General features: G+C 68.8%; 18 protein-coding genes. 10 read left to right on the forward strand and 8 right to left on the reverse strand.

Annotated features, from left to right (window positions below; translation table 11 throughout):
• Both SY91_RS23285 and SY91_RS23290 read left to right on the forward strand, forming a co-directional pair.
• On the forward strand, nucleotides 1-2,055 hold the full coding sequence (locus SY91_RS23285) for a MacB family efflux pump subunit (protein WP_006480770.1): 2,055 nt from the start codon (nucleotides 1-3) through the stop codon (nucleotides 2,053-2,055).
• Nucleotides 2,056-2,068: 13 nt separating this feature from the next.
• Complete coding sequence (locus SY91_RS23290) at nucleotides 2,069-3,442, forward strand: efflux transporter outer membrane subunit (protein ID WP_185921173.1); 1,374 nt, start codon at nucleotides 2,069-2,071, stop codon at nucleotides 3,440-3,442.
• Nucleotides 3,443-3,486: 44 nt separating this feature from the next.
• Here SY91_RS23290 and SY91_RS23295 read toward each other — a convergent pair whose 3' ends face one another.
• Nucleotides 3,487-5,025: an MFS transporter gene (locus SY91_RS23295; RefSeq protein ID WP_185921174.1), complete on the reverse strand. Its 1,539-nt coding sequence runs from the start codon at nucleotides 5,023-5,025 to the stop codon at nucleotides 3,487-3,489.
• Nucleotides 5,026-5,210: 185 nt separating this feature from the next.
• Between SY91_RS23295 and SY91_RS23300 the strand changes: the two genes are divergently transcribed.
• A complete protein-coding gene (locus tag SY91_RS23300) occupies nucleotides 5,211-6,116 on the forward strand; it encodes a LysR family transcriptional regulator (RefSeq protein WP_012339624.1) in 906 nt (301 codons plus the stop codon).
• 66 nt (nucleotides 6,117-6,182) lie between these two features.
• On the opposite strand, the gene SY91_RS23305 is transcribed toward SY91_RS23300, so the two are convergent.
• From SY91_RS23305 to SY91_RS23330, 6 genes are all read right to left on the reverse strand, one after another.
• A complete protein-coding gene (locus tag SY91_RS23305) occupies nucleotides 6,183-7,322 on the reverse strand; it encodes an enoyl-CoA hydratase/isomerase family protein (RefSeq protein WP_023477769.1) in 1,140 nt (379 codons plus the stop codon).
• On the reverse strand, nucleotides 7,319-8,110 hold the full coding sequence (locus SY91_RS23310; protein WP_043888563.1) for an enoyl-CoA hydratase: 792 nt from the start codon (nucleotides 8,108-8,110) through the stop codon (nucleotides 7,319-7,321). The genes SY91_RS23305 and SY91_RS23310 overlap by 4 nt, the downstream gene beginning before the upstream one ends.
• Nucleotides 8,110-9,009, reverse strand: a complete 900-nt coding sequence (gene mmsB / locus SY91_RS23315) for a 3-hydroxyisobutyrate dehydrogenase (protein ID WP_006480765.1) — start codon at nucleotides 9,007-9,009, stop codon at nucleotides 8,110-8,112. The genes SY91_RS23310 and mmsB overlap by 1 nt, the downstream gene beginning before the upstream one ends.
• Nucleotides 9,010-9,027: 18 nt before the next feature.
• Nucleotides 9,028-10,557 carry a CoA-acylating methylmalonate-semialdehyde dehydrogenase gene (locus SY91_RS23320; RefSeq protein WP_023477772.1) on the reverse strand — a complete coding sequence of 510 codons (1,530 nt, stop codon included), beginning with the start codon at nucleotides 10,555-10,557 and terminating at the stop codon, nucleotides 9,028-9,030.
• A 104-nt stretch (nucleotides 10,558-10,661) separates the two neighbouring features.
• Nucleotides 10,662-12,368, reverse strand: a complete 1,707-nt coding sequence (locus SY91_RS23325; protein ID WP_023477773.1) for an AMP-binding protein — start codon at nucleotides 12,366-12,368, stop codon at nucleotides 10,662-10,664.
• A 198-nt stretch (nucleotides 12,369-12,566) separates the two neighbouring features.
• Nucleotides 12,567-13,700: an acyl-CoA dehydrogenase family protein gene (locus SY91_RS23330; protein WP_023477775.1), complete on the reverse strand. Its 1,134-nt coding sequence runs from the start codon at nucleotides 13,698-13,700 to the stop codon at nucleotides 12,567-12,569.
• A gap of 137 nt (nucleotides 13,701-13,837) precedes the next feature.
• Between SY91_RS23330 and SY91_RS23335 the strand changes: the two genes are divergently transcribed.
• The 3 genes from SY91_RS23335 (at nucleotide 13,838) to SY91_RS23345 (ending at nucleotide 17,307) form a co-directional block, all read left to right on the forward strand.
• Complete coding sequence (locus SY91_RS23335) at nucleotides 13,838-14,872, forward strand: AraC family transcriptional regulator (RefSeq protein WP_023477776.1); 1,035 nt, start codon at nucleotides 13,838-13,840, stop codon at nucleotides 14,870-14,872.
• Nucleotides 14,873-14,995: 123 nt separating this feature from the next.
• A complete protein-coding gene (locus SY91_RS23340) occupies nucleotides 14,996-16,537 on the forward strand; it encodes an NfeD family protein (protein WP_185921175.1) in 1,542 nt (513 codons plus the stop codon).
• A complete protein-coding gene (locus tag SY91_RS23345) occupies nucleotides 16,534-17,307 on the forward strand; it encodes a slipin family protein (RefSeq protein ID WP_034175199.1) in 774 nt (257 codons plus the stop codon). The genes SY91_RS23340 and SY91_RS23345 overlap by 4 nt, the downstream gene beginning before the upstream one ends.
• Nucleotides 17,308-17,400: 93 nt before the next feature.
• Here SY91_RS23345 and SY91_RS23350 read toward each other — a convergent pair whose 3' ends face one another.
• Complete coding sequence (locus SY91_RS23350) at nucleotides 17,401-18,678, reverse strand: HAD family hydrolase (protein ID WP_124478432.1); 1,278 nt, start codon at nucleotides 18,676-18,678, stop codon at nucleotides 17,401-17,403.
• A 509-nt stretch (nucleotides 18,679-19,187) separates the two neighbouring features.
• On the opposite strand from SY91_RS23350, the gene SY91_RS23355 reads away from it, so the two are divergent.
• The 4 genes from SY91_RS23355 to SY91_RS23370 all read left to right on the forward strand — a co-directional run bounded on the left by SY91_RS23355 (nucleotide 19,188) and on the right by SY91_RS23370 (nucleotide 23,218).
• On the forward strand, nucleotides 19,188-20,087 hold the full coding sequence (locus tag SY91_RS23355) for a M24 family metallopeptidase (protein WP_185921176.1): 900 nt from the start codon (nucleotides 19,188-19,190) through the stop codon (nucleotides 20,085-20,087).
• A gap of 41 nt (nucleotides 20,088-20,128) precedes the next feature.
• Nucleotides 20,129-21,916, forward strand: a complete 1,788-nt coding sequence (locus SY91_RS23360) for an SDR family oxidoreductase (RefSeq protein WP_185921177.1) — start codon at nucleotides 20,129-20,131, stop codon at nucleotides 21,914-21,916.
• A 29-nt stretch (nucleotides 21,917-21,945) separates the two neighbouring features.
• Nucleotides 21,946-22,851, forward strand: coding sequence for a metal-dependent hydrolase (locus SY91_RS23365; protein WP_034175197.1), 906 nt, complete (start codon nucleotides 21,946-21,948; stop codon nucleotides 22,849-22,851).
• A 79-nt stretch (nucleotides 22,852-22,930) separates the two neighbouring features.
• On the forward strand, nucleotides 22,931-23,218 hold the full coding sequence (locus SY91_RS23370; RefSeq protein WP_006480754.1) for a hypothetical protein: 288 nt from the start codon (nucleotides 22,931-22,933) through the stop codon (nucleotides 23,216-23,218).
• Nucleotides 23,219-23,271: the final 53 nt, after the last annotated feature.

Here is a 23,271-nt window from a genome sequence, read left to right on the forward strand (position 1 = left end):
ATGCGCCAGCCCCTGCTGAAACTCGCCGCCGTCACGCGACGCTTTCCGGCCGGCGACAAGGACGTCGTCGTGCTGAACAACGTCAACCTGTCGATCGGCGCGGGCGAGATCGTCGCGATCGTCGGCGCGTCGGGGTCCGGCAAGTCGACGCTGATGAACATCCTCGGCTGCCTCGATCATCCGAACGAAGGCACGTACACGGTCGGCGGACGCGACACGCACATGCTCGACAGCGACGAACTCGCGCAGTTGCGCCGCGAGCACTTCGGCTTCGTGTTCCAGCGCTATCACCTGCTGCCGCACGTCGACGCGGTCGCGAACCTGGAAATGCCGGCGATCTACGCGGGCACCCCGCGCGCCGAACGGCATGCACGCGCCCGTGCGTTGCTCGCGCGCCTCGGGCTCGCGGATCGCGCGCATCACCGGCCCGGCCAACTGTCCGGCGGCCAGCAGCAGCGCGTGAGCATCGCGCGCGCGCTGATGAACGGCGGCCAGGTGATCCTCGCGGACGAACCGACCGGCGCGCTCGACACGAAAAGCGGCCAGGACGTGATCCGCATCCTGCACGAGCTGAACGCGCTCGGCCATACGATCGTGATCGTCACGCACGACAAGGCCGTGGCGCGCCATGCGCGGCGCATCATCGAGATCAGCGACGGCGAGATCGTCGCGGACCGGCCGAACCGCCACTACGCGGAGGCGCTCGCGGAAGTGGGCATCGGCGCGGCCGCAACGACGGAAACGGCGGCCGACACACCATCCGCGCCGCCCGCACCGGCTTCCGGCGATGCACCGCCACCCACCGATAACGATACCGCCACCGATCCCACCCCGCACGCCCGACGCTTCGCGGCCGGCACCGGCCGTTTCGCCGAAGCATGCCGGATGGCATGGATCGCGCTCGTGTCTCACCGGCTGCGCACGCTGCTGACGATGCTCGGCATCATCATCGGCATCACGTCGGTGGTATCGATCGTCGCGGTCGGCGAAGGGGCGAAGCGCTACATGCTCGAAGAGATCGGCAGCATCGGCACCAATACGATCAGCTTCTATCCGGGCTCCGACTGGGGCGACAGCCGCGCGGACACGATCCAGACGCTCGTGCCCGCCGACGTCGCCGCGCTCGCGGAGCAGCCGTACGTCGACAGCGCGACGCCCGAAACGTCGCGCACGCTGCTGCTGCGCTACCGCAACGTCGACGTCCACGCGCTCGTGAGCGGCGTCGGCGACAGCTACTTCCAAACGCGCGGAATGCGCTTCGCGCTCGGTGTCCCGTTCGACGACGATGCGGTGCGCCGCCAGGCGCAAGTGGCCGTGATCGACCAGAACACGCGTCGCAAGCTGTTCGGCGCGACGCGCAATCCGGTCGGCGAAGCGATCCTGGTCGACAACGTACCGTGCGTCGTGATCGGCGTGACCGCCGACAAGAAGAGCGCGTTCGGCAGCGTGAAGAGCCTGAACGTGTGGGTGCCGTACACGACCGCGAGCGGTCGCCTGTTCGGCCAGCGCTATCTCGACAGCATCACCGTGCGCGTGCGCGACGGGCAGCCGAGCGCGGCCGCCGAGAAAAGCCTCGAGAAGCTGATGATCCAGCGCCACGGCCGCAAGGACTTCTTCACGTACAACATGGACAGCGTGGTCAAGACCGTCGAGAAGACCGGCCAGTCACTCACACTGCTGCTGTCGCTGATCGCGGTGATCTCGCTCGTGGTCGGCGGGATCGGTGTGATGAACATCATGCTGGTGTCGGTCACCGAGCGCACGCGCGAGATCGGCATCCGGATGGCGGTCGGTGCGCGCCAGTCCGACATCCTGCAGCAGTTCCTCGTCGAGGCCGTGCTGGTGTGCCTGCTCGGCGGCACGATCGGCATCGCGCTGTCGTTCGGGCTCGGCGCGCTGTTCTCGGTGTTCGTCGCGCAGTGGAAGATGGTGTTCTCGGCCGGCGCGATCGTGACGGCTTTCGTGTGCTCGACGCTCACCGGCGTGATTTTCGGGTTCATGCCCGCGCGCAACGCGTCGCGGCTCGACCCGATCGATGCGCTCGCGCGCGACTGACGAAAAACCTGCCATGACGCACTCCTCCCCGCTTCACCGTCTCGGCGCATTCGCATGCGCGGCCGCACTGCTCGCCGGCTGCGCGGGTGCGCGCCACGACCCGCTGCCCGCCGTCGCGATGCCCGCCAACTGGGCCGCGCCGGTCGCGGCCGACGCGCCGGCCGCCACGGGCGACTGGTGGCGCAGTTTCGGCGATCCGCAACTCGATGCATTGATCGACGACGCGCTGCGCGCCAACAACGACCTCGCGATCGGGGCGATCCGCGTGTATCGCGCGCAGTTGCAGGCCGGGCTCGTCGATACGAACCTGACGCCGAACGTGACGCTCGGCGCGAACGGCGCCGTATCGCGCACGCTCGACACGCACCAGATGAGCCGTTCGAGCGGCGTCAATGGTTCGCTCAGCTATGAAATCGACCTGTGGGGCCGGCTGGCCGCGCTGCGCGACGCCGCGCGCTGGGAGGCCGACGCGACCGCCGCCGATCTCGAAGCCGCACGGCTGTCGCTGATCGGCACGACCGCGGCGCTGTACTGGCAGATCGGCTATCTGAACCGGCAGATCGCGCTCGGCGACGCGAATATCGCGTATGCGGCGCGCACGCTCGCGCTCGTGCGGTCGCGGCACACGGCCGGCGCCGTGTCGGGGCTCGACCTCGCGCAGGCCGAACAGAGCCTCGCCGCGCAACGCGCGGCGCAGACGCAGCTGATTCAGCAGCGCACCGAGAACCGCCACGCGCTCGCGATCCTGTTCGACCGGCCGCCGCAGCAGCGCGCGGCCGAACCGGCTGCGCTGCCCGATGCCGCACCGCCCGACGTCGCGGCCGGCCTGCCCGCCAGCCTGCTCGGCCGGCGCCCCGACCTGCGTGCGGCGGAATTCCGGCTGCGCGAATCGCTTGCGCAGGTCGACGCGACGCGCACCAGCTTCTATCCGACCTTCACGCTGACCGGCAGCGCCGGCACGACGAGCACGAGTCTCGAGCGCGTGCTGACGAATCCGGTCGGCACGCTCGGGCTCGGCCTCGCGCTGCCGTTCATCCAGTGGAACACGATGCAGTTGCAGATCAGGGTGTCGAAGTCGCAGTACGAGGAAGCGGTCGTCGGGTTCCGCCAGCGGCTCTACACGGCGCTCGCAGAAGTCGAGAACGCACTGTCGGCGCGCGTGCAGCTCGAACGCGAAGCCGAACAGCGTGCGCTGTCGCTCGCCCAGGCCCAGCGCGCCGAACGGCTGGCCGCCGCGCGCTTCGCGGCCGGCGCGACCGCCGTGCAGCCGTGGCTCGATCAGCAGCAGGTGCTGAGGAGCGCGCAAAGCGCCGACGAACTGACACGCCTGAACCGGCTCAACAACCAGATGAAGCTCTACCGCGCGCTCGGCGGCGGGACTTCCTGACCGGCCGTCACACGCCGCACCTCACACGCCGCGCGCCGGCCGCGTCATTCGCACACGGTCGCTCCACGCCGCGCCGGCGCGAACGCCACCGCGCTCGCGGTCGCGAGCAGGGCCACACCCGCCGCGCCGTACACCATCACCCAGCCGAAGCCATGCACGAGCGCCGCGTGCAACGCCGCGCCGCTCGGGTCGGCCTGCGCGAGCGCCGGCGCGATCGCCTGCAGCCCGTCGGTGCGGCCCGCCGCGATCTCCTGCGCGAGCCGGCGCAGCGCCGCGTCGCCGATCGCGCCGGCCGGCCCGCCCTTCAGGCTCGCGACGATCCCCGCCACGAGCACGAAGCCCATCGTCGCGATGTTCAGCGCGAGCGAGATCATCCGCGCGCTCATGTCGATGCCCGACGCCATCCCGGCCCGCGCACTCGGCACCGCGCCCGTCGTCGTGTTGGTGACGGGCGTATTGGTCAAGCCGAGCCCGATGCCGGCGATCACGCAGCCCGGCAGCATCGTCAGCCAGCTCGCATGATCGGCCGCGCTGCCCAACCGCATCAGCACGAAACCGGCCGCGATCGTGAACAGGCCGGCCGGAATCACGACGCCCGGCCCGTAGCGCAGCGCGAGCCGTTCGCCGAACGGCGGCGCGATCAGCGTCGGCAACGTGTATGCGAGCAATGCGAGGCCGGCCGTCACGCTGTCGTAACCGAGCGCGATCTGGAACCAGATCGGCAGGTAGATCATGAACGGCCAGAAGCTGAAGTTCATCCCCATCGAGCCGAAGATCGCGCCGGTGAACGCGCGAATCCGGAACACCGAGAAGTCGAACATCGGCCGTGCGCTGGCGCGCTCCGCGATGACGAAACCGATCACCGCGAGCACGGTCGCGCCGAGCACGCCGAGGCCGGCCGCGCTCGTCAGCCCGAGTTCCGCGCTTTGGGTGATGTAGAACGCGAGGCCGAGCACCGCGAGCGACAGCGTGACGATGCCCGCCACATCGAGCGCGCCCGCATGCGGATCGCGCGACTCCTGCACCGCGCCGCCGATCAGCACGAGCGCGACGGCCGCGAGCGGCGCATGGACGAGGAACACCCACGGCCAGCTCGCCAGCGCGACGATCGCGCCGCCGACGATCGGCCCGAAGCCGAGCCCGATGCCGAACACGATCCCCCAGATCCCGAACGCGCGGCCGCGCTCGCGCCCTTCGCGGAACTGGTGCGACAGCACGGCGATCTGGCAGATCAGCATCGCGCCGCCGCTCGCGCCCTGCAGCAGCCGGCCCGCGACGAGCACCGGCACGTTCGGCGCGAGCCCGCACAGCAGCGACGTCGCGCCGAACAGCACGGTGCCGATCACGTACACGCGCTTGCGGCCGAACCGGTCCGCGAGCGTGCCGGCCGCCATCAACACCGTCGTACACGCGATCGTGTACGCGTTCATGATCCACTGCATGCCGTTGAAATCGCCATGCAGCACGTGTTCGAGCGTCGGCAGGATCACCGGCACGCTCGAGATTTCGAGGCCGAACATCAGCGACGTGAGACAGACGGCCGCGAGCGCGACCGCATTCCTGCGGGAGTCGGATAGCGTCATGCGTATTGCGCGGCGGCCCGGCGACAGGCCGCGCACCTCCAGGTGAGTAGGATTCGCCGCGCGCGGCCGGCGACGCACGCTGGGCGGGAATCGGTACTATAGTGAGAATTCACCTCCCCATTGACGCACCCGTTTCCATGCACTGGGGAATCTCAGGACCCAATAGACGCAACACACCACCCGCCATGACCGACAGACTCGACGGCGTGACGACCTTCGTCCAGGTCGTGGAATCCGGCAGCTTCGCGCTCGCCGCGGAACGGCTCGACATGACGCGCTCGGCCGTCGGCAAGGCGATCGCGCGGCTCGAGAAGCGGCTCGGCGCGCGGCTGCTGCAGCGCACGACGCGCAGCCAGAGCCTGACCGATGACGGCCAGGCGTACTACGACCGCTGCGTGCGCGCGCTGGCGGAACTGGAAGCGGCGGAAGCCGACCTCGACTGCGGCCGCCACGAGGCGCGCGGCAAGTTGCGGCTGAGCGTGCCGCTCGCATTCGGGCACCACTGCGTGACGCCGATCGTGCTCGACCTCGCGCGCACTTACCCGCACCTGCGGATCGACGTGTCGATCACCGACCGCTTCGTCGATCTCGTCGAGGAAGGCATCGATCTGGCGGTGCGAATCGGCCCGCTCGCGGACAGCACGAGCCTCGCGGTGCGGCGGCTCGGCACGCAATACGGGAGCCTCGGCGCGGCGCCGTCGTATCTCGCTCGCCACGGCACACCGCAATCGCTCGACGATCTGAAAAACCACCGCACGATCGCGTATTCACGCTCGGGCGTCGTCCAGCCGTGGTACCTGCGTGCGCCGGACGGCTCGAGCGTCCACATCGACATGCCGCACCAGCTCAGTTTCGACGACGTGCAGGCGATCGCGGCGGCCGGCGCGTCGGGGTTCGGGATCGCGTGGCTGCCGAGTTGGCTGCTCGATCACTACGTGAAGCGCGGGGAGATGGTGGTCGTGCTCGATCGCTGCTTCGTCTGCGAAGGCGACATTCATGCGATCTGGCCGAAAACGCGCTACCTGCCGCGCAAGACCCGCTGCGTGATCGATGCGCTCGTGGAGGCGGTACCGCCGATGATCGAGCGCTGAACGCGGAAGAACAGGAAAGGGATACGCGGCAACCGACGCGCCGCCCGGGCGCGTCGGTTCATCGCATCACGCCGCGCCGAGATCGGCGAGCGGATGCGCGAACAGCTTCCACGGCGACGTCAGGAAATGCCGCACGCGTTCGGCGCGCAGCTCGACCAGCGACGCGGGCGCCCAGCGCGGCTTGCGATCCTTGTCGACGAGATGCGCGCGCACGCCTTCGCAGAAGTCGCCTTCCTCGATCGCGCGCGCGACGATGCCGAGCTCCATCCGGAACGATTCCGCGAGCGTCATTTGCCGGCCGCGCAGCAGCGCCTCGCGCGTCACGGCGAGCATCGTCGGCGAATGGCTCGCGAGCGCATCGAGCGTCGCCTGCAGCCATTGGCGGTGCTCGCGTGCCAGCTCGTCACGCGCCAGCTCCTGCGTGAGCGTCGCGACGATCCGCTCGACGCTCGAGCGCTTGTCGAAGTGGCGGACGATCCACGGCATCTGGCTGTCGAGCGCCGCATGCGGCACCACGTTGCACGGCGGCTCGAACACCTTGCGCAGCAACGGCAGCGCATCGCCGTCCCACTTGACGCTCTCGATGCGCGTCTCGAACGTGTCGAGCCATGCGGACGGCACGCACAGGTCCGCGAGCTTCGCGCTCAGCGCGTCGGCACCCGACAGCATCGCGCCGGTCAGCCCCACGTACAGTTCGAGTTCAACCGGCATGCCCGACAGGAAATGCGTCGCACCCACGTCGGGCACGAGGCCGATGCGCGTTTCCGGCATCGCGATCTTGCTGCGCTCGGTCGCGACGCGCAGCGCCGCGCCCTGCGCGAGGCCCATGCCGCCGCCCATCGTCACGCCGTCCATCAGCGCGACCACCGGCTTCGGGAACGTGTGGATCGCATAGTCGAGCCGGTATTCGTCGACGAAGAACGGCAGCCAGGTCTCGCGCTGCGCGACCATCTTGTGCAACGCACGCACGTCGCCGCCCGCGCAGAAGCCCTTCTCGCCCGCGCCGCGCAGCACGACCGCGACGATCTGGTCGTCGTGGCGGCAGCGTTCGAACAGCGCGGTCAGCTCGCCGATCATCGCGTACGACAGCGCGTTGAGCGCGGCAGGCCGGTTCAGCGTGATCAGCGCCACGCGGTTCACCACGCGAAACAGCACCTCGGGCGCGTGCTCGGCGAATGCGTCGTGATTCGTCATCGGCGTACTCATCGTTGCGATTCTCCATCGGTGCGCCACTGCGGCGCGCGCTTGCCCAGGAACGCCGCCACGCCTTCGCGCGGATCGGCCGTGTCGAACAGGTCGACGAAGCGTTCGCGTTCGACCGCGAGCGCCGCGCTTCGCGGCACACCGCGACGTGCAAGGCCGATCAGCTCCTTGCTGTAAGCCACCGCATGCGGGCTTTGCCGCGCGACGTTGCGCGCCAGCGCGAGTGCCGCATCGCGCGCGGCGCCGCTTTCCACCACGTCCTCGACGAGGCCGATCCGCAGCGCGGTGGAGGCGTCGACGCGCGCGCCGGTCAGGATGATCTTCTTCGCCCAGCCTTCGCCGACGAGCCAGGGCAGCGTCTGCGTGCCGAGCCCGCACGGCAGCAGGCCGACCGACGGTTCCGGCAGCGCCATCTGCGCATGCGTCTCCGCGATCCGCAGGTCGCACGCGAGCGCGCATTCGAGGCCGCCGCCCATCGCGTAACCGTTAATCGCCGCGATCGTCACGACGCGTGCGTCGTGCAGCGCTTCGAACGCCGCGCCGAAGCGCGCCGCCATCGCGCGCGCGACCGCGCGATCGCCGTCGGCGAACGTGTTGAGGTCGGCGCCCGCGCTGAAGAACTTGGGGCCGTCGCCGGTGATCACCAGCGCACGCACGCGCGGGTTCGCATTCAGTTCGGCGACGATGGCCTGCAACTGCTGAAGCCCGTCGGCGGTAAAGGCGTTCGCGGGCGGACGCTTGAGCGTCGCGCACGCGATCGCGCCGTCGTCGACATAGTCGAGTTCGATCATCACGCGTCCTTCTTCGTGGCTGGTTGATACAGGCGGATCACCGCCGAGAAATCGAGCTGGCCGTCGCCGCGGCTGCTCATCGTCTGATACAGCTGCTGCGCGAGCGCGCCGAGATAGACGGGCTGGCGCGCCTGCTTCGCCGCGTCGTTCGCGAGGCCGAGATCCTTCAGCATCAGGTCGGTGCCGAAGCCGCCCGAGTAGCCGCGCGACGACGGCGCGGTCTCGATCACGCCCGGATACGGGTTGTAGGTGTCCGAGCTCCAGCAGCGGCCCGTCGACGTGTTGACGATACCGGCCAGCACCTTCGGGTCGATGCCGAGCGCGACGCCGAGCGACATCGCCTCCGACACCGCCGCCATCGAGATGCCGAGCACGAGGTTGTTGCAGACCTTCGCGACCTGCCCCATCCCGGTCGCGCCGCAATGGACGATGTTCTTGCCCATCCCGGCGAGCACCGGCTTCACGCGCTCGAAATCCGCGTCGCTGCCGCCGACCATGAAGGTCAGCGTGCCGGCCGCCGCGCCGCCGGTGCCGCCCGACACCGGCGCATCGACGAACGCACCGCCGTGCTCGCGCACCAGCGCGCCGAACGCCTGCGCGCTCGCCGGGTCGATCGTGCTCGAATCGATCACCGTCGCACCCGCGCCGAGACCGGCCAGCACGCCGTTCTCGCCGGACAGCACCGAGCGCACGTGCGGCGCGGCCGGCAGCATCGTGATCACGAACGTCGCGCCCGATGCCGCATCGCGCGGGGAAGCTGCCACCTGCGCGCCGGCGTCCTGCAGCGCGCGCAATGCGTCGGCGCTCAGGTCGAACGCATGCACGTCGTGGCCGGCTTTCAGCAGGTTCAGCGCCATCGGCGCGCCCATGTGGCCGAGGCCGATAAATCCGATTTTCATGGTGGTGTCCTCCGCCGCTCAATGCAGCCGGATCGTCGTGTTCACCGGGCCGGCCGTCGTGTCGTCGTCGAACCAGCGCGCGGTGACCGTCTTGGTCTGCGTGTAGAACTGCACGACCTGCTTGCCGTACGGGCCGAGGTCGCCGAGCTTCGAGCCGCGCGAACCGGTGAAGCTGAAGAACGGCACGGGCACCGGAATCGGGATGTTGATGCCGACCTGGCCGACGTCGATCTCGCTCTGGAACTTGCGCGCGGCCGCGCCGCTCTGCGTGAAGATGCCCACGCCGTTGCCCATCGGGTTCGCGTTGACGAGCGCGATCGCGTCGTCAAGCGTGTCGACTTCCATCACGACCAGCACGGGCCCGAAGATTTCATGCGTGTAGATCGTCATGTCGGTTTTCACGCCGGAGAAGATCGTCGGCCCGATGAAGTTGCCTTCCTCGAAACCGGCGACCTTCACGTCGCGGCCGTCGAGTTCGAGCTTCGCGCCTTCCTTGATGCCCATGTCGATCAGCGACAGAATCCGCGCCTTCGCACCGCGCGACACGACCGGCCCGACGTCGGTGCCCGCTTCCGAGCCCGCGTTGACCTTCAGCGTCTTCGCCTTCGCGACGATGTCGGGCAACCATTCGCGCGCCTGGCCCACCAGCACCGCGACGGAAGTCGCCATGCAGCGCTGGCCGGCCGCGCCGAAGCCCGCGCCGACGAGCGCGTTGATCGCCTGCTCGCGGTTCGCGTCGGGCAGCACGATCGCGTGGTTCTTCGCGCCCATCATCGACTGCACGCGCTTGCCGTGCTGGCTGCCGAGGTTGTACACGTGCGTGCCGACGGCGGTCGAGCCGACGAACGAGATCGCCTTCACGAGCGGATGCGTACAGATCGCGTCGACGACTTCCTTGCCGCCGTGCACGACGTTCAGTACCCCTTTCGGTATGCCGGCCTCGAGCGCGAGTTCGACGAGTTCCATCGTCGACATCGGGTCCTGCTCGGACGGCTTCAGCACGAACGTGTTGCCGCACACGATCGCCATCGGGAACATCCACAGCGGAATCATCGCGGGGAAATTGAACGGCGTGATGCCCGCGCACACGCCGAGCGGCTGGCGCAGCGTGTAGGTGTCGACGCCGCCCGCGACGTTCTCCGCGAATTCGCCGAGCTGCAGCGTGCCGATCGAGCATGCGTGCTCGACCACTTCGAGGCCGCGGAAGATGTCGCCTTCGGCGTCCGGAATCGTCTTGCCCTGTTCAGCCGTCAGCGTCTTCGCGATGCGCTGCTGGTTCGCGCGCACCAGATCCTGGAACTTCAGCATGATGCGCATGCGCGCGGCGATCGGCGTGTTCTTCCACGTCGCATACGCGGCGTGCGCGGCCTGCACGGCCGCGTCGACTTCCGCGACGGTCGCGAACGGCACGCGTGCGAGCACCTGCTGCGTCGCCGGGTTGACGATGTCGCGCCACTCGCTGGTGGTGGACTCGACGAAGGCGCCGTCGATCAGCAGCTTGACCGTCGGCACGTCTTGCCCCGTGCGGGGCGTCGGATTCGCGTTCATCAGTGCACTCTCCTTGCAGTGGGCCGGGTGGCGTCATTCAACGCGTGGCCCGTTCAGTTCAGTCAGTCGATGGACGGCGGCCGCGGCACGCGGCCCGCAGCCGGTCATTTCAGTTCGTTGGCGAAATCTTCTTCCCAGTATTCGCCGGGCATGCGCGCGGTCGCGTCGTCGCCGCGCTCGATCTCGCGACGGCGCAGCTCGACGCGGCGAATCTTCCCCGAGATCGTCTTCGGCAGTTCCGCGAACTGCAGCCGGCGGATGCGCTTGTACGGCGCGAGCTTCTCGCGCGAGAAACGGAAGATCTCCAGCGCGAGCGCGGGGCTTTCTTCATAGCCCTGGCGCAGCGTGATGAAGGTCTTCGGCACCGACAGCCGCACCGGGTCCGGGCTCGGCACGACGGCCGCTTCCGCGATCGCCGGATGCTCGATCAGCACGCTTTCCAGTTCGAACGGGCTCAGCCGGTAGTCGGACGACTTGAACACGTCGTCCGCGCGGCCGATGTACACGTAGTAGCCGTCGTCGCGACGCATCGCGATGTCCGACGTACGGTAGTGACCGTCGCGCATCGCGTGAGCCGTCGCATCGGGATTGTTCGCGTAGCCCTTCATCAGCCCGACCGGGCGCGTGACGTCGTCACCGATCGGCAGCGCGACCTCGCCTTCGGTCACCGGCGCGCCGTCCGGGTCGAGCAACGCGATCCGGTAGCCGGGCAGCGGCCGGCCCATCGAGCCGGCGACCACCGGCTGGCCCGGCGAATTGCCGATCAGGCAGGTCGTCTCGGTCTGGCCGTAGCCGTCGCGAATCGAGATGTTCCAGGCCTTCTTCACGCGCTCGATGATCTCGGGATTCAGCGGCTCGCCCGCGCCGACGATCTCGCGCAGCTTCACGTCGAACGACGCGAGCGGCTGCTGCACGAGCATGCGCCACACGGTCGGCGGCGCGCACAGCGTCGTCACCCGGTACTTGACGAGCGCATCGAGCACGACCTTCGGCTCGAAGCGCGCATAGTTGAACGCGAACACGCACGCCTGCGCATTCCATGGCGCGAAGAAGCAGCTCCACGCGTGCTTCGCCCAGCCCGGCGAGCTGATGTTCCAATGGATGTCGCCCGGTTGCAGGCCGACCCAGTACATCGTAGACAGGTGCCCGACCGGATAGGTGCGGTGCGTATGCTCGACGAGCTTCGGCTTCGACGTCGTGCCCGACGTGAAGTACAGCAGCATCGGATCGTTTGCGTGCGTGACGGCATCCGGCTCGAACGCGGCGCTCGCCGCATAGCCGTCGTTCATCGCGAGCCAGCCCGCGCGCGGCGCGCCGGCGACGATTTTCTGCTCGAGGCCGAGGCCGGCCTGCTCGAACTTCGCGGTTTCGTTCTCGTCGACGATCGCGTAGGTCGCGCCGCCGATCTGCACGCGGTCGCGCACGTCGTCGGGCGACAGTTGCGTGGTGGCGGGCAGCACGATCGCGCCGAGCTTCATCGCGGCCAGCATCGCGTCCCACAGCTCGACCCGGTTCGGCAGCATCAGCAGGATGCGGTCGCCGCGCCCGACGCCGATCGAGCGCAGCCAGTTCGCGATCCGCGACGAACGCTCGGACATCTGCGCGAACGAATACGGGTCGCCCGTGCCGGTCGCCGCGTCGACGATCCACAGCGCGGGCTGGTCGTTGCCGCGCGCCATCGGGTCGAAGTAGTCGAGCGCCCAGTTGAACGCATCGAGCACCGGCCATGCGAAATCGCGATACGCGGTGTCGTAGTCGGTGCGATGGCGCAGCAGAAAGTCGCGTGCGTCCAGGAATGCCTGTACCGTCATGTGTCGTCTCCGTCCAGTCTCCATGCCCAGCGGTCAACCGGCGCAGGTGCTGCGGCACTTGCCCGGTTCCGTGTTGCACGGCGCACGGTCACGTCGTTGCGTGCCGCGTTTGCCGCGCTGCCCTCGTGCCTGTCTCGTGTGCCTGCCTGTTCGACCGTTTGTTCGACTGCGTGATGCCGGATGGGCGCACGTCGCGGCTCACAGCTGCCGCGCGATCACCATCCGCTGCACTTCGCTGGTGCCTTCGTAAATCTGCGTGATGCGCGCGTCGCGATAATGACGCTCGACTTCGTAATCGACCAGGTAGCCGTAGCCGCCGTGGATCTGGATCGCATCCGAACAGACGCGCTCGGCCATCTCGGACGCGAACAGCTTCGCCTGCGACGCTTCCGACAGGCACGGCAGCCCGGCCGTGCGCAGCTTCGCCGCGTGATGCACGAGCAGGCGCGCGGCGTTGATCTGCACGGCCATGTCGGCGAGCTTCTGCTGGATCGCCTGATGCTCGGCGATCGGCTTGCCGAACTGCACGCGCTCGCCCGCATAGCGGCGCGCCTTGTCGAACGCGGCGCGCGCGATGCCGAGCGCCTGCGCGGCGATGCCGATGCGCCCGCCTTCGAGGTTCGACAGCGCGATCTTCAGCCCTTCGCCGCGATTGCCAAGCAGGTTCTCCTCCGGAATCGCGCAGTTCTCGAACGTGATCGGGCACGTATCCGACGCGCGGATGCCCATCTTCTTCTCGGGCTTGCCGACGATGAAGCCCGGCGTGTCGGTCGGCACCAGGAATGCGGAAATGCCGCGCTTGCCGGCTTCCGGGTCCGTCATGGCAAAAACGATCGCGACACCGGCGCGCTGGCCGTTGGTCACGAACTGCTTCGCGCCGTTCAACACCCATTTGCCGTCGCGCAGTTCGGCCCGCGTGCGCAGGTTGTTCGCCTCGGAACCGGCATGCGGCTCGGTCAGGCAGAATGCGCCGATCACGCGGCCGGCCGCCATGTCGGCCAGCCAGCGATCCTTTTGCGCGGGCGTGCCGAAGCCGAGGATCGGCCCGCAGCCGACCGAGTTGTGCACGCTCATCATCGTCGCGCACGCGGCGTCGCCGGCCGCGACTTCCTCCATCGCCAGCGCATACGCCACGTAATCCGTATACGAGCCGCCCAGTTCCTGCGGCACGATCATCCCGAGCAGGCCGAGCTCGCCGAGCTGCGCGACGATCGCGTCGGGCAGGTGCGCGTCGTGGTCCCACTGCGCGGCGTTCGGCGCCAGCATCTCGGTGGCAAACGCGCGCGCGGCGTCGCGGATCATCCGCTGGTCTTCGGTGTAAAGCTCGTCCATGGTGCTGCAGTCTCCCGCGGCCGCCGGGCGCGACCGTCCTTGCGTTTCGATGCAACAAGTGTAGGCAAGCGCGCGCGACTGTTCGATGCTCGCGTCGCTCATTTACACTGAGCGTTTTTGCCACACCGGCGACACCGATGAAGCAGGAAGACAAGGGAACCGTCGCGATCAGCCTCGTCGCGTACAGCGTCGCGCTGGCCACGCGGCGCGGCGTCGCGGCCGAGCCGCTGCTCGCGCAGGCCGGTATCGCACCGGCGCTGCTCGGGCAGCCGCGCGCACGCGTGTCCGCGCAGCAATACGGCGCGCTGTGGAACGCGATTGCGCGCACGCTCGACGACGAGTTTTTCGGGCAGGATCGCCATCCGATGCGCAGCGGCAGCTTCATCGCGATGAGCCAGGCGGCGCTGTCCGCACGCGACGGGCTGCACGCGATGGCGCGCGCGGTGAACTTCATGCACTGCGTGCTCGACGACCTCCACGCGGAGCTCGACGCGAATCCGCAGCGCGTGCGGCTGCGTTTCGTGCACCGCAACAACGGCGCGACGCCCGCGATGTTCACGTACGCGACCTATTTCATCATCGTGTACGGGCTCACCTGCTGGCTCATCGGCCGGCGCATACCGCTGCTGCACGCGAGCTTCCGCTGCGATACGCCGCCCGCCGATCACGAATACCCGTCGATGTTCTGCGACGACATGCGGTTCAACGAGCCCGATTCGTATGTCGATTTCGATCCCGAATTCGCGACGCTGCCGGTCGTGCAGAACGCGAAGACGCTGAAAACGTTTCTGCGTAACGCGCCGGCCAGCTTCATCGTCAAGTACCGCAACCCGAACGCGCTCGCGCAGCGGGTGCGCGCGGTGCTGCGCGGAATGCCGCCCGCCGCATGGCCGGGCGCGGGCGGGATGGCCGCGCGGCTGCACGTGGCCGAGGCCACGCTGCGCCGCAAGCTGCACCAGGAAGGCCACGCGTACCAGTCGATCAAGGACACGCTAAGGCGCGATCTCGCGTTCGAGGCGCTGGCCGACCCCGCCCGCACGATCGCCGACGTCGCGGCCGCGACCGGTTTCGCGGAGCCGAGCGCGTTCTACCGCGCGTTTCGCAAGTGGAGCGGGCGCAGTCCGGCCGAGTTTCGGGAAGAAGCGCTCGCGCGCGGCGGCGGCGCCGGCTGAATGCGCGATCGGCCCTGCCTCGCCTTCGCGCTTTCGGCCGAAACCGCCTAATCTTCAAGCATCGGGCCCACGCCCTTTCCGCCAGCCGGACGGCACGCGGCCGTGCGCCGCCCGGACGTCCCGATGCGCTTTCATCGTCATGCCCCGCCGCCGGCGCCTGCCGCGCCCGACGGCCGCCCCCGTCACCCGCTGTCCGCGCGCGCCGCGCTGTTCGCGGCGCTGCTCGTCGTGTGCGCTGCACTTGCCGCGCCGCCATCGGCCGACGCGCCCGCCGCGCATCCCGTCGTCGTGATTCCCGTCAACGGTGCGATCGGGCCGGCCAGCGCCGATTTCATCGTGCGTTCGGTCGACCGCGCGGCCCGCGAGCACGCGCCGCTCGCGATCCTGCAGCTCGACACGCCCGGCGGCCTCGATACGTCGATGCGGCAGATCATCAAGGCCATCCTCGGCTCGCCGGTGCCGGTCGCCGCGTTCGTCGCGCCGGGCGGTGCGCGGGCGGCGAGCGCGGGCACCTACATCGTCTATGCGAGCCACGTCGCAGCGATGGCGCCTGGCACCAACCTCGGCGCGGCGTCGCCCGTGCAGTTCGGCATCGGCGGCGCCGCACCGCCGGGCGCGAATCCGGCTGCGCCGCGGCCGACTGGTGCATCGGGTGCCTCGGATACGCCTGGCGCGGCGGCCGCGCTGCCGACCGACACGCAATCGACCGAGATCCGCAAGGCGATGCAGGATGCATCCGCTTACATCCGCGGCCTCGCGCAGTTGCGCGGGCGCAATGCCGAATGGGCCGAGCGCGCGGTACGCGAGGCCGTGAGCCTGTCGGCAAACGAGGCGCGCGCGCAGCATGTGGTCGACCTGATCGCGCAGGACCCGGCCGATCTCGCGCGCCAGCTCGACGGCCGCGCGGTGACGACGACCGCCGGCACGCTGCATCTCGCGACCGCGCACGCGCCGCTCGTCGTGCTCGCGCCCGACTGGCGCAGCCGGTTCCTCGCGATCATCGCCGATCCGAACGTCGCGCTGATCCTGCTGACGATCGGCATCTACGGCCTCTTCTTCGAATTCGCGAACCCCGGTTTCGTGCTGCCGGGCGTCGCCGGCACGATATGCCTGCTGGTCGGGCTGTTCGCGATGCAGTTGCTGCCGGTCAGCTATGCGGGCCTCGGCCTCGTGCTGCTCGGGCTCGGCTGCCTCGTCGCGGAGGCGTTCCTGCCGACCTTCGGCGTGCTGGGGTTCGGCGGCATCGTCGCGTTCACGATCGGCGCGCTGATGCTGATCGACACCGACGTGCCCGGCTACGGGATTCCGTGGCCCGTGATCGCGAGCCTCGCGCTCGGCGGCGGGCTGCTCGTCGCGGGCGTGTCGAGCGTCGCGCTGCGCGCACGGCAGCGCCCGGTCGTGACGGGCGCCGAGGCGATGCTCGGCAGCATCGGCGAAGTACTCGACGACGGCCTGCATCCGGACCAGCCGCCAGGCGCGGCCGGCGCACCCTCGTCGGCCGCCGGCTGGGCGCGCGTGCACGGCGAGCGCTGGCGCGTGGCGAGCAGCACGCCGCTGGCCGCCGGCTGCCGCGTGCGCGTCACCGGTCGCCACGGGCTGACGCTGACGGTCGCGCCGCTCTACGACGTGCCCGCACCCGCCCATCCGCAGGGAGAACCTTCATGATCGGTTACACGTTCGGCTTCAGCAGCGTCCTCATCGTCTTCGTCGTGGTGCTCGTCGCGTCGTCGATCCGCATCTTTCGCGAGTACGAGCGCGGTGTCGTGTTCATGCTCGGCCGGTTCTGGAAAGTGAAGGGGCCGGGGCTGGTGCTGATCATCCCGATCGTCCAGCAGGTCGTGCGGATCGACCTGCGCACCGTCGTGTTCGACGTGCCGGCGCAGGACGTGATCACGCGCGACAACGTGTCGGTGAAGGTCAATGCGGTCGTGTATTTCCGCGTCGTCGATCCGGAAAAGGCCGTGATCCAGGTCGCGCGCTTCTTCGAGGCGACGAGCCAGCTCGCGCAGACGACGCTGCGCGCGGTGCTCGGCAAGCACGAACTCGACGCGCTGCTCGCCGAGCGCGAACAATTGAACGCGGACATCCAGAAGACGCTCGACGCGCAGACCGATGCGTGGGGGATCAAGGTATCGACGGTCGAGATCAAGCACGTCGACCTGAACGAGACGATGATCCGCGCGATCGCACGGCAGGCCGAAGCCGAGCGCGAGCGGCGCGCGAAGGTGATTCATGCGGAAGGCGAATTGCAGGCGTCGGAGAAACTGCTGCAGGCCGCGCAGCGGCTCGCGCTGCAGCCGCAGGCGATGCAGTTGCGCTATCTGCAGACGCTGACGACGATCGCGGCGGACAAGAATTCGACGATCGTGTTTCCGCTGCCGGTCGATCTGCTGGGGGCGTTGCTGGATCGGTTGGGCCCGTCGCGCGAGCCTTGAGACGCGCGTGCGCCGTCCCGCGAGACGCCCCGGGGCCGAGGTCGATGAGCGCGGGAGCCGCGACCAGCGCCCGGCGGCCCGCGCCCGCCCGCGTCAGGCCAACAGCTTGCGCTCGGCCTTGCCGTACTTGATCGACTTCTCGTCCGGAATCATCAGCCCCGTGTGCTCGTCGCGGCCCTGCAGCAGGAAACGCGCGTCCGGGTTGCCGATCTGTTCGGCCGCGAGCTTGCTGTCCGCGCCGATCTCGCCCTTCTTCATCCGGTTGACGATCACGCCGGCCGCGGTGTCCTTGAAATCGCGCAGCATCCACGCATCGCCGTCGCTGTCGCCGAACACCAGCAGCGGCCCGTAGCCCTTCTTCGACACGAGCACGTTGCGAATGCCCACCGTCTTGCCGGGCCCCCAGTTGAAGTGCCAGCCGGCCGGATAGGTGCTCGTGTACTTGCCGTCCTGCATGTCGAGACGCAAGCCGATCACGTTCTCGGGCGGCACGCCGTAGCCATAGTCAGGATTGCCGGCGAACACGCGCACGACGTCGTCGAGCGACGCAGTGCTCACGTACACGTCGATGCCGTTCGCCCGCAGCGTGTGCATCACCGCGCGGATTTCCTCGTGAATGCGGATGCCGTGGAAATGCGTGTCGGCCACCACGCCGGCCTTGCCCGGCAGCGTCTTCGGGCTTTCGTAGCGGACCTTGCGCAGCGCGTCGCCGATCCCGTAGTTGTTCGACGCTTGCGCCATCGCCTGCAGCTCGGCGGTCGTCATGTTCTGGTAGAAGTAGATGATCCACTTGTAGCCGACTTCGAGCGGATGCGTGTCGCAGATCGCGTCGTACATGAAGTACAGCTTCGCGCGGAAATCCTTGAACGGGTCGGTCTCGCGGATCTCGTCGAGGCTCTTGTCGCCGCCGAGGCCCTGGTAGTTCGCATGGAGCCAGCGGTAGTCGGACTCGACGTCGGCCGCGAGATCCTCCATCGTCACCGGCTTGCCGTCGACGGTCGTGTAGTCCTTCATGAACGCGCCCTTCGGCACGTCCTTCCACATCACGGCGACGAATTCGTCCGGCGTCAGCTTGTACTGCAGATGGTTGATCTGGTACATCAGCAACGCCTCTTCGCAGTCGTTCATGATGCACGTGTTGTCCCAGTCGAACACCGCATACGGGCGGCGCTTTCCGTCGTAGCGGGCGCTCGCGACGCCATGCTGGTCGAGCACCGCCTGCAGGCGCGCGGCGTTGAACGGCGACCAGCGGCCGGGGTCCAGCGCGTCCGGGGCGGTTGCGCTCTTCGCGCCGGCGATGCCGGCCTTGAGCATCAGCGGCGTCGCAGCGGTCGCCGCGGCAAGGGTGTTCATGAACTGGCGGCGTTGCATGGTCTCTCCGTTGAAATGCCGAATCGGCTTCGGTCGCTGCCCCGCGCGACGCGCGGCACGCCGGCCTCGCGAAGCCGCAAAGGCTTCGAATCGGGGCGGATGATGTGACGAAATTATTTCGGCAATTTGACAGCGTCCCGCCGCGACGCGACGGGGAGTTGATCCGGCGCGACATGCCGGGCCGTGCGGAAGCCTTGCCTGGCGATCCCCGTCGACTTCCCCGCTGAGGACGCACGGACAAGCAACGCCCATCCCGCCCCGAGCGCCTGAAATCTAGAGCTTCCCCTCCATTTCGGCCCTTCATTAGGAGAAGTCCTCATCTCCAAGGGCTGGCGCGCGACCGCGAACCGGCTATGATCATTACATTACTCAATGACACATTAAATGCTGACTGAATAAGCCGTATGGCGATGGACGCCGGCGGATGCATCCAGATCAGCACCCCAAGCCTTGCCCAGGACCCGCCCTACGCCGAGACGCAAACGCGGGCCGACACATGGAGACGCATCATGACCGCCCACCATCCGCTGCCGGAAGTCCACCTCGACGAGCTGCCGCAATTCCGCGCGGTCCAGCAACTGGCCTACCGCTGCGTCGAAACCGTCGGCGCGATGCTCTACCCCGGCATCACCGAGAAGGAGGCCGCGCGCCTCCTGACCGAATGGCTGCAGGACAACGGCGTGCACGACTGGCTGCACAAGCCGTTCGCGTGGTTCGGCGACCGCACCGCGTTCGAGGGCTTCTCCGGCCTCAAGCACATGGGCGGCTTCAATCTCGCGTTCTTCCCGAGCAACCGCCAGCTCGAAACCGACATGCCGGTGATCCTGGATGTCGCGCCGGTGCTCGACGGCATCGTCGCCGACGTCGGCTACGCGCACTGCCTGGGCCGCAACCCGATCCTCGAGCAGTTGCAGGACGACCTGATGGACCATCGCGACATGATCGTGCGGCTCGTGAAGGCGCGCCGGCCGATGGCGGAAGTCGCGCAGGAAGTCGACGCGCTGTGCCGCCGCCAGGGCGTCGAGCCGCGCCACAAGGCCTATCCGTTCAAGGTGCTCGCGCATCGCGTCGCGAAGATCCACAAGCTGTCGAAGCCGCGCTTCGTCGCGCGCTTCGGGCTGAACGCGACGCGCAACCTGCTGCTCGACCAGGGCCGCGCGGCGAAACAGCAGGGCTGGTCGCCGCTGTGGTCGATCGACCGCCGCTCCGAGCATGCGCCGGTGCCGGGCCTGTGGGCCGTCGAGCCGCATCTCGGCTTCGCCGGCGTCGGCGCGAAATTCGAGGAGCTGCTCGTGATCACCGATGACGACGCGTACTGGCTCGACGAGGATCTGCCGCACGTGCGCCGCTGGCAGCGCCGCCAGGCCGAGCGCGCGCAGCCTGCGTCGACCTTGTCGGCCGCCGCCTGACGAACCACCCACCTCCCGACTCCCTGAACGACGGACTCACGATGCAGCCTCTTTCCGACGAAGCGCCGCTGGCCCTGTTCGAATCGGTTCACAGCGAAACGGCGGTCGCCTCCGGCGACCTGACGCTCGCGGTCCGGACCTGGGGCGACCCGGCCCGCTCGCCGGTCGTGCTGGTACACGGTTATCCCGACGACAGCAGCGTCTGGCAGCACGTCGCGCCGCTGCTCGCGCGCCGGCATTACGTGATCGCGTACGACGTACGCGGCGCGGGCTTGTCGGGCGTGCCGACGCGCACGGCCGACTACCATCTCGCGAAGCTGACCGACGATTTCGTCGCGGCGATCGATGCGCTCTGCCCCGGCCGCGCCGTGCATCTGGTCGCGCACGACTGGGGCTCGATCCAGGGCTGGGAATTCGTCACCGACCCGCGCCTGGCCGGCCGCATCGCGTCGTATACGTCGTGCTCGGGGCCGTGCCTCGACCACGTCGGCTTCTGGCTGCGCGAACGCGTGCTGCGCCCGACGCCCGCGTCGCTGGCCAAGCTCGGCGGCCAGCTCGTGCGCTCGTGGTACGTCTATCTGTTCCACCTGCCGTTCATCCCGGAGCTCGGCTGGCGACTGTGGCTCGGCCGCGCGTGGCCGGGCCTGCTGCGCCGGCTCGAGAAAACGCCCGCCGCGCCGCGCCCGACCCAGGCCGACGATGGCGCGCGCGGCGTACGGCTCTATCGCGCGAACTTCATCCGCTGCCTGTTCGCGCCGCGCGAACGCTACGCGCACGCACCGGTGCAGACGATCGTGCCGCTCGGCGACAAATACGTGAGCCCCGCGCTGTCCGAGAACCTGTCGCGCTGGGTGCCGCAGTACTACCGCCGCGAAGTCGCGGCCGGCCACTGGCTGCCGCTCGCCGATCCCGCGCGCTTCGCGGCGCTCGCCGGGCAATTGATCGACGCGGTCGAATCCGGCGACGAACCGCCCGCGCTCGCGAACGCGCGCCGTCGCGCCACCAGCGGACGCTTCAGCGGCAAGGTCGCGGTCGTCACCGGCGCGGGCAGCGGGATCGGCCGCTGCGCGGCGCTGGCCTTCGCACGCGAAGGCGCAACGGTCGTCGCCTGCGACATCGATCTCGCGAGCGCCGAGCGCACCGCGCTGCTGATCGGGCTGACCGGCGCCCAGGCCCATGCGAAACGCGTCGACGTCGGGTCCGCCGACGAGATGGAAGCGCTCGCGGCATGGGTCGGCAGCGAACTCGGCGGCGCGGATGTCGTGATCAATAACGCGGGCATCGGCATGGCCGGCGGCATCCTCGACACGAGCGCGCGGCACTGGGAGCGCATCCTGCACGTGAACCTGTGGGGCGTGATCCACGGCTCGCGGCTGTTCGCGCAGCAGATGGCCGCGCGCGGCACCGGCGGGCACATCGTCAACACCGCGTCGGCCGCCGCGTTCGGCCCGTCGCGCGACCTGCCCGCGTATGCGACGACGAAGGCGGCGGTGCTGATGCTCAGCGAATGCATGCGCGCGGAACTCGCGGAGCAAGGCATCGGCGTGACGGCCGTGTGCCCGGGTTTCGCGGAAACCGGAATCATGGCGTCGACGCACTACGCGGGCGCCAACGCACAGGATGAAGCGCGGCTGCGCAAGCGCGCGACGAAGCTGTACCAGATGCGCGGCCTGAAACCGGAAACCGTCGCGCAGGCGATGGTCGACGGCGTGCTGCGCAACCGCCCCGTCGTCGCGGTCGGCGGCGAAGCGCACGCGCTGCGCTTCGTCGGCCGCTTCATGCCGTGGCTCGGCCGGATGATCGCCCGCGTCAGCATGGCATCGCATTGACGGCGCACGACGCCGCACAGGGAGACAACATGACCGATACCGCCGACTATCACAAGATCAAGGCCCGGCACGTGAAGTTCGACTTCAGCGACACGCCGGTCACCTGGGTGCCGAACGATCCGGGCAGCACGCACATCATCAACACGCTGAACCTGCTGTTCCCGGAAGGCGAGCTGTGGTTCTGCCGCGTGTACAACAAGGCGCTGCCGCTGATCACCGATGCGCGCCTGCGCGACGAAGCCGAAGGCTTCCTGCGGCAGGAAGCCGTGCATTCGCGCTCGCACGGCGGCGTGCTGAAGCATTACTACGACCGCCACGGCATCGACACGAAGCCGTTTACGCAGAAGCTCAACCGCTTGTTCACGCGCGTGCTGGGCGAGCAGCCGCTGGGGCTGAAGATCGGCCATACGCGCTTCTGGTTGCGGCAGCAGCTGGCCGTGATCGCGTCGCTCGAGCATTTCTTCGGCTATCTCGGCAACTGGGTGCTCAACGCGCACGGCCTCGACGAAGGCCGCGCCGACCCGACGATGGTCGACCTGCTGCGCTGGCATGGCGCCGAGGAAGTCGAGCACCGCACCGTCGCGTTCGACATCTACCGTCATATGGGCGGCACCTATCCGGAGCGCTGCGTGCACATGGCGTTCGTGATCCTGCTGCTGCTCTACTACATCACGACCGGTGCGAAGTTCATGTACCGGCGCGACCCGGACGCCGGCCGCTACCCGGGCTTCGCGCTCGCGTGGTGGCAAGGTTCGCGACGCGGGCACCTGCCGTCGTTCTGGAAGGTGATCGGCGCGGCGCTGCGCTATTTCAAGCCGGGCTATACGCCGCATCACGAAGGCTCGACCGAGCAGGCGCTCGCCTACCTCGCCCGCTCGCCGGCCGCGCAGGCGGCCGCGCACGGCGGCAACTGGGGCGCGGCGAAAGGCGCGTGACCGGGCTTCCGGCCGGCTCGGCGGGCGGCGCCCGCCGAAATGCGTACAATCGCGGCTTCAATTTCCCGGAGGTGCCGCGATGGCCATGAAGAAAACCGATCTCGAAAAGAACAAGGCGCTCAAGCTGACGCACGCGATGAAACAGTCGAGCTCCGCGCGTTTCGGCAAGGGCGCCGACGAAGCAGCCAAGCTGGACCGCCGCGCGCAGCGCAAGCTCGACCAGGAACAGGGTCTCGTGCCGTTCGCGTGCAAGCTCAACGCCGAGCTCGTCGAACAACTGAAGGCACGCGCGGCCACGCACCCGGAAGGAATGACGGGCCTGCTGTCCGAACTCCTCGTGAACGGCCTCGCGCAACGCGACGCGTAACCGCCAAGTATCTCGAAATTTCCGTTGACAGCGCTGCGCCGCGACGACACACT

This window comes from Burkholderia cenocepacia (assembly GCF_014211915.1).
Taxonomy (GTDB): Bacteria; Pseudomonadota; Gammaproteobacteria; order Burkholderiales; family Burkholderiaceae; genus Burkholderia; species Burkholderia orbicola.

Bases quoted from the DNA above. Each gene is read 5' to 3' on its own strand.
- SY91_RS23360 (WP_185921177.1), top strand. From the start codon at position 20,129: ATGCAGCCTCTTTCCGACGAAGCGCCGCTGGCCCTGTTCGAATCGGTT.
- SY91_RS23310 (WP_043888563.1), bottom strand. From the start codon at position 8,110: ATGATCGAACTCGACTATGTCGACGACGGCGCGATCGCGTGCGCGACG.
- SY91_RS23355 (WP_185921176.1), top strand. From the start codon at position 19,188: ATGACCGCCCACCATCCGCTGCCGGAAGTCCACCTCGACGAGCTGCCG.
- SY91_RS23295 (WP_185921174.1), bottom strand. From the start codon at position 5,025: ATGACGCTATCCGACTCCCGCAGGAATGCGGTCGCGCTCGCGGCCGTC.
- SY91_RS23330 (WP_023477775.1), bottom strand. From the start codon at position 13,700: ATGGACGAGCTTTACACCGAAGACCAGCGGATGATCCGCGACGCCGCG.
- SY91_RS23335 (WP_023477776.1), top strand. From the start codon at position 13,838: ATGAAGCAGGAAGACAAGGGAACCGTCGCGATCAGCCTCGTCGCGTAC.
- SY91_RS23370 (WP_006480754.1), top strand. From the start codon at position 22,931: ATGGCCATGAAGAAAACCGATCTCGAAAAGAACAAGGCGCTCAAGCTG.
- SY91_RS23340 (WP_185921175.1), top strand. From the start codon at position 14,996: ATGCGCTTTCATCGTCATGCCCCGCCGCCGGCGCCTGCCGCGCCCGAC.
- SY91_RS23320 (WP_023477772.1), bottom strand. From the start codon at position 10,557: ATGAACGCGAATCCGACGCCCCGCACGGGGCAAGACGTGCCGACGGTC.
- mmsB (WP_006480765.1), bottom strand. From the start codon at position 9,009: ATGAAAATCGGATTTATCGGCCTCGGCCACATGGGCGCGCCGATGGCG.
- SY91_RS23290 (WP_185921173.1), top strand. From the start codon at position 2,069: ATGACGCACTCCTCCCCGCTTCACCGTCTCGGCGCATTCGCATGCGCG.
- SY91_RS23365 (WP_034175197.1), top strand. From the start codon at position 21,946: ATGACCGATACCGCCGACTATCACAAGATCAAGGCCCGGCACGTGAAG.
- SY91_RS23345 (WP_034175199.1), top strand. From the start codon at position 16,534: ATGATCGGTTACACGTTCGGCTTCAGCAGCGTCCTCATCGTCTTCGTC.
- SY91_RS23350 (WP_124478432.1), bottom strand. From the start codon at position 18,678: ATGCAACGCCGCCAGTTCATGAACACCCTTGCCGCGGCGACCGCTGCG.
- SY91_RS23285 (WP_006480770.1), top strand. From the start codon at position 1: ATGCGCCAGCCCCTGCTGAAACTCGCCGCCGTCACGCGACGCTTTCCG.
- SY91_RS23300 (WP_012339624.1), top strand. From the start codon at position 5,211: ATGACCGACAGACTCGACGGCGTGACGACCTTCGTCCAGGTCGTGGAA.
- SY91_RS23305 (WP_023477769.1), bottom strand. From the start codon at position 7,322: ATGAGTACGCCGATGACGAATCACGACGCATTCGCCGAGCACGCGCCC.
- SY91_RS23325 (WP_023477773.1), bottom strand. From the start codon at position 12,368: ATGACGGTACAGGCATTCCTGGACGCACGCGACTTTCTGCTGCGCCAT.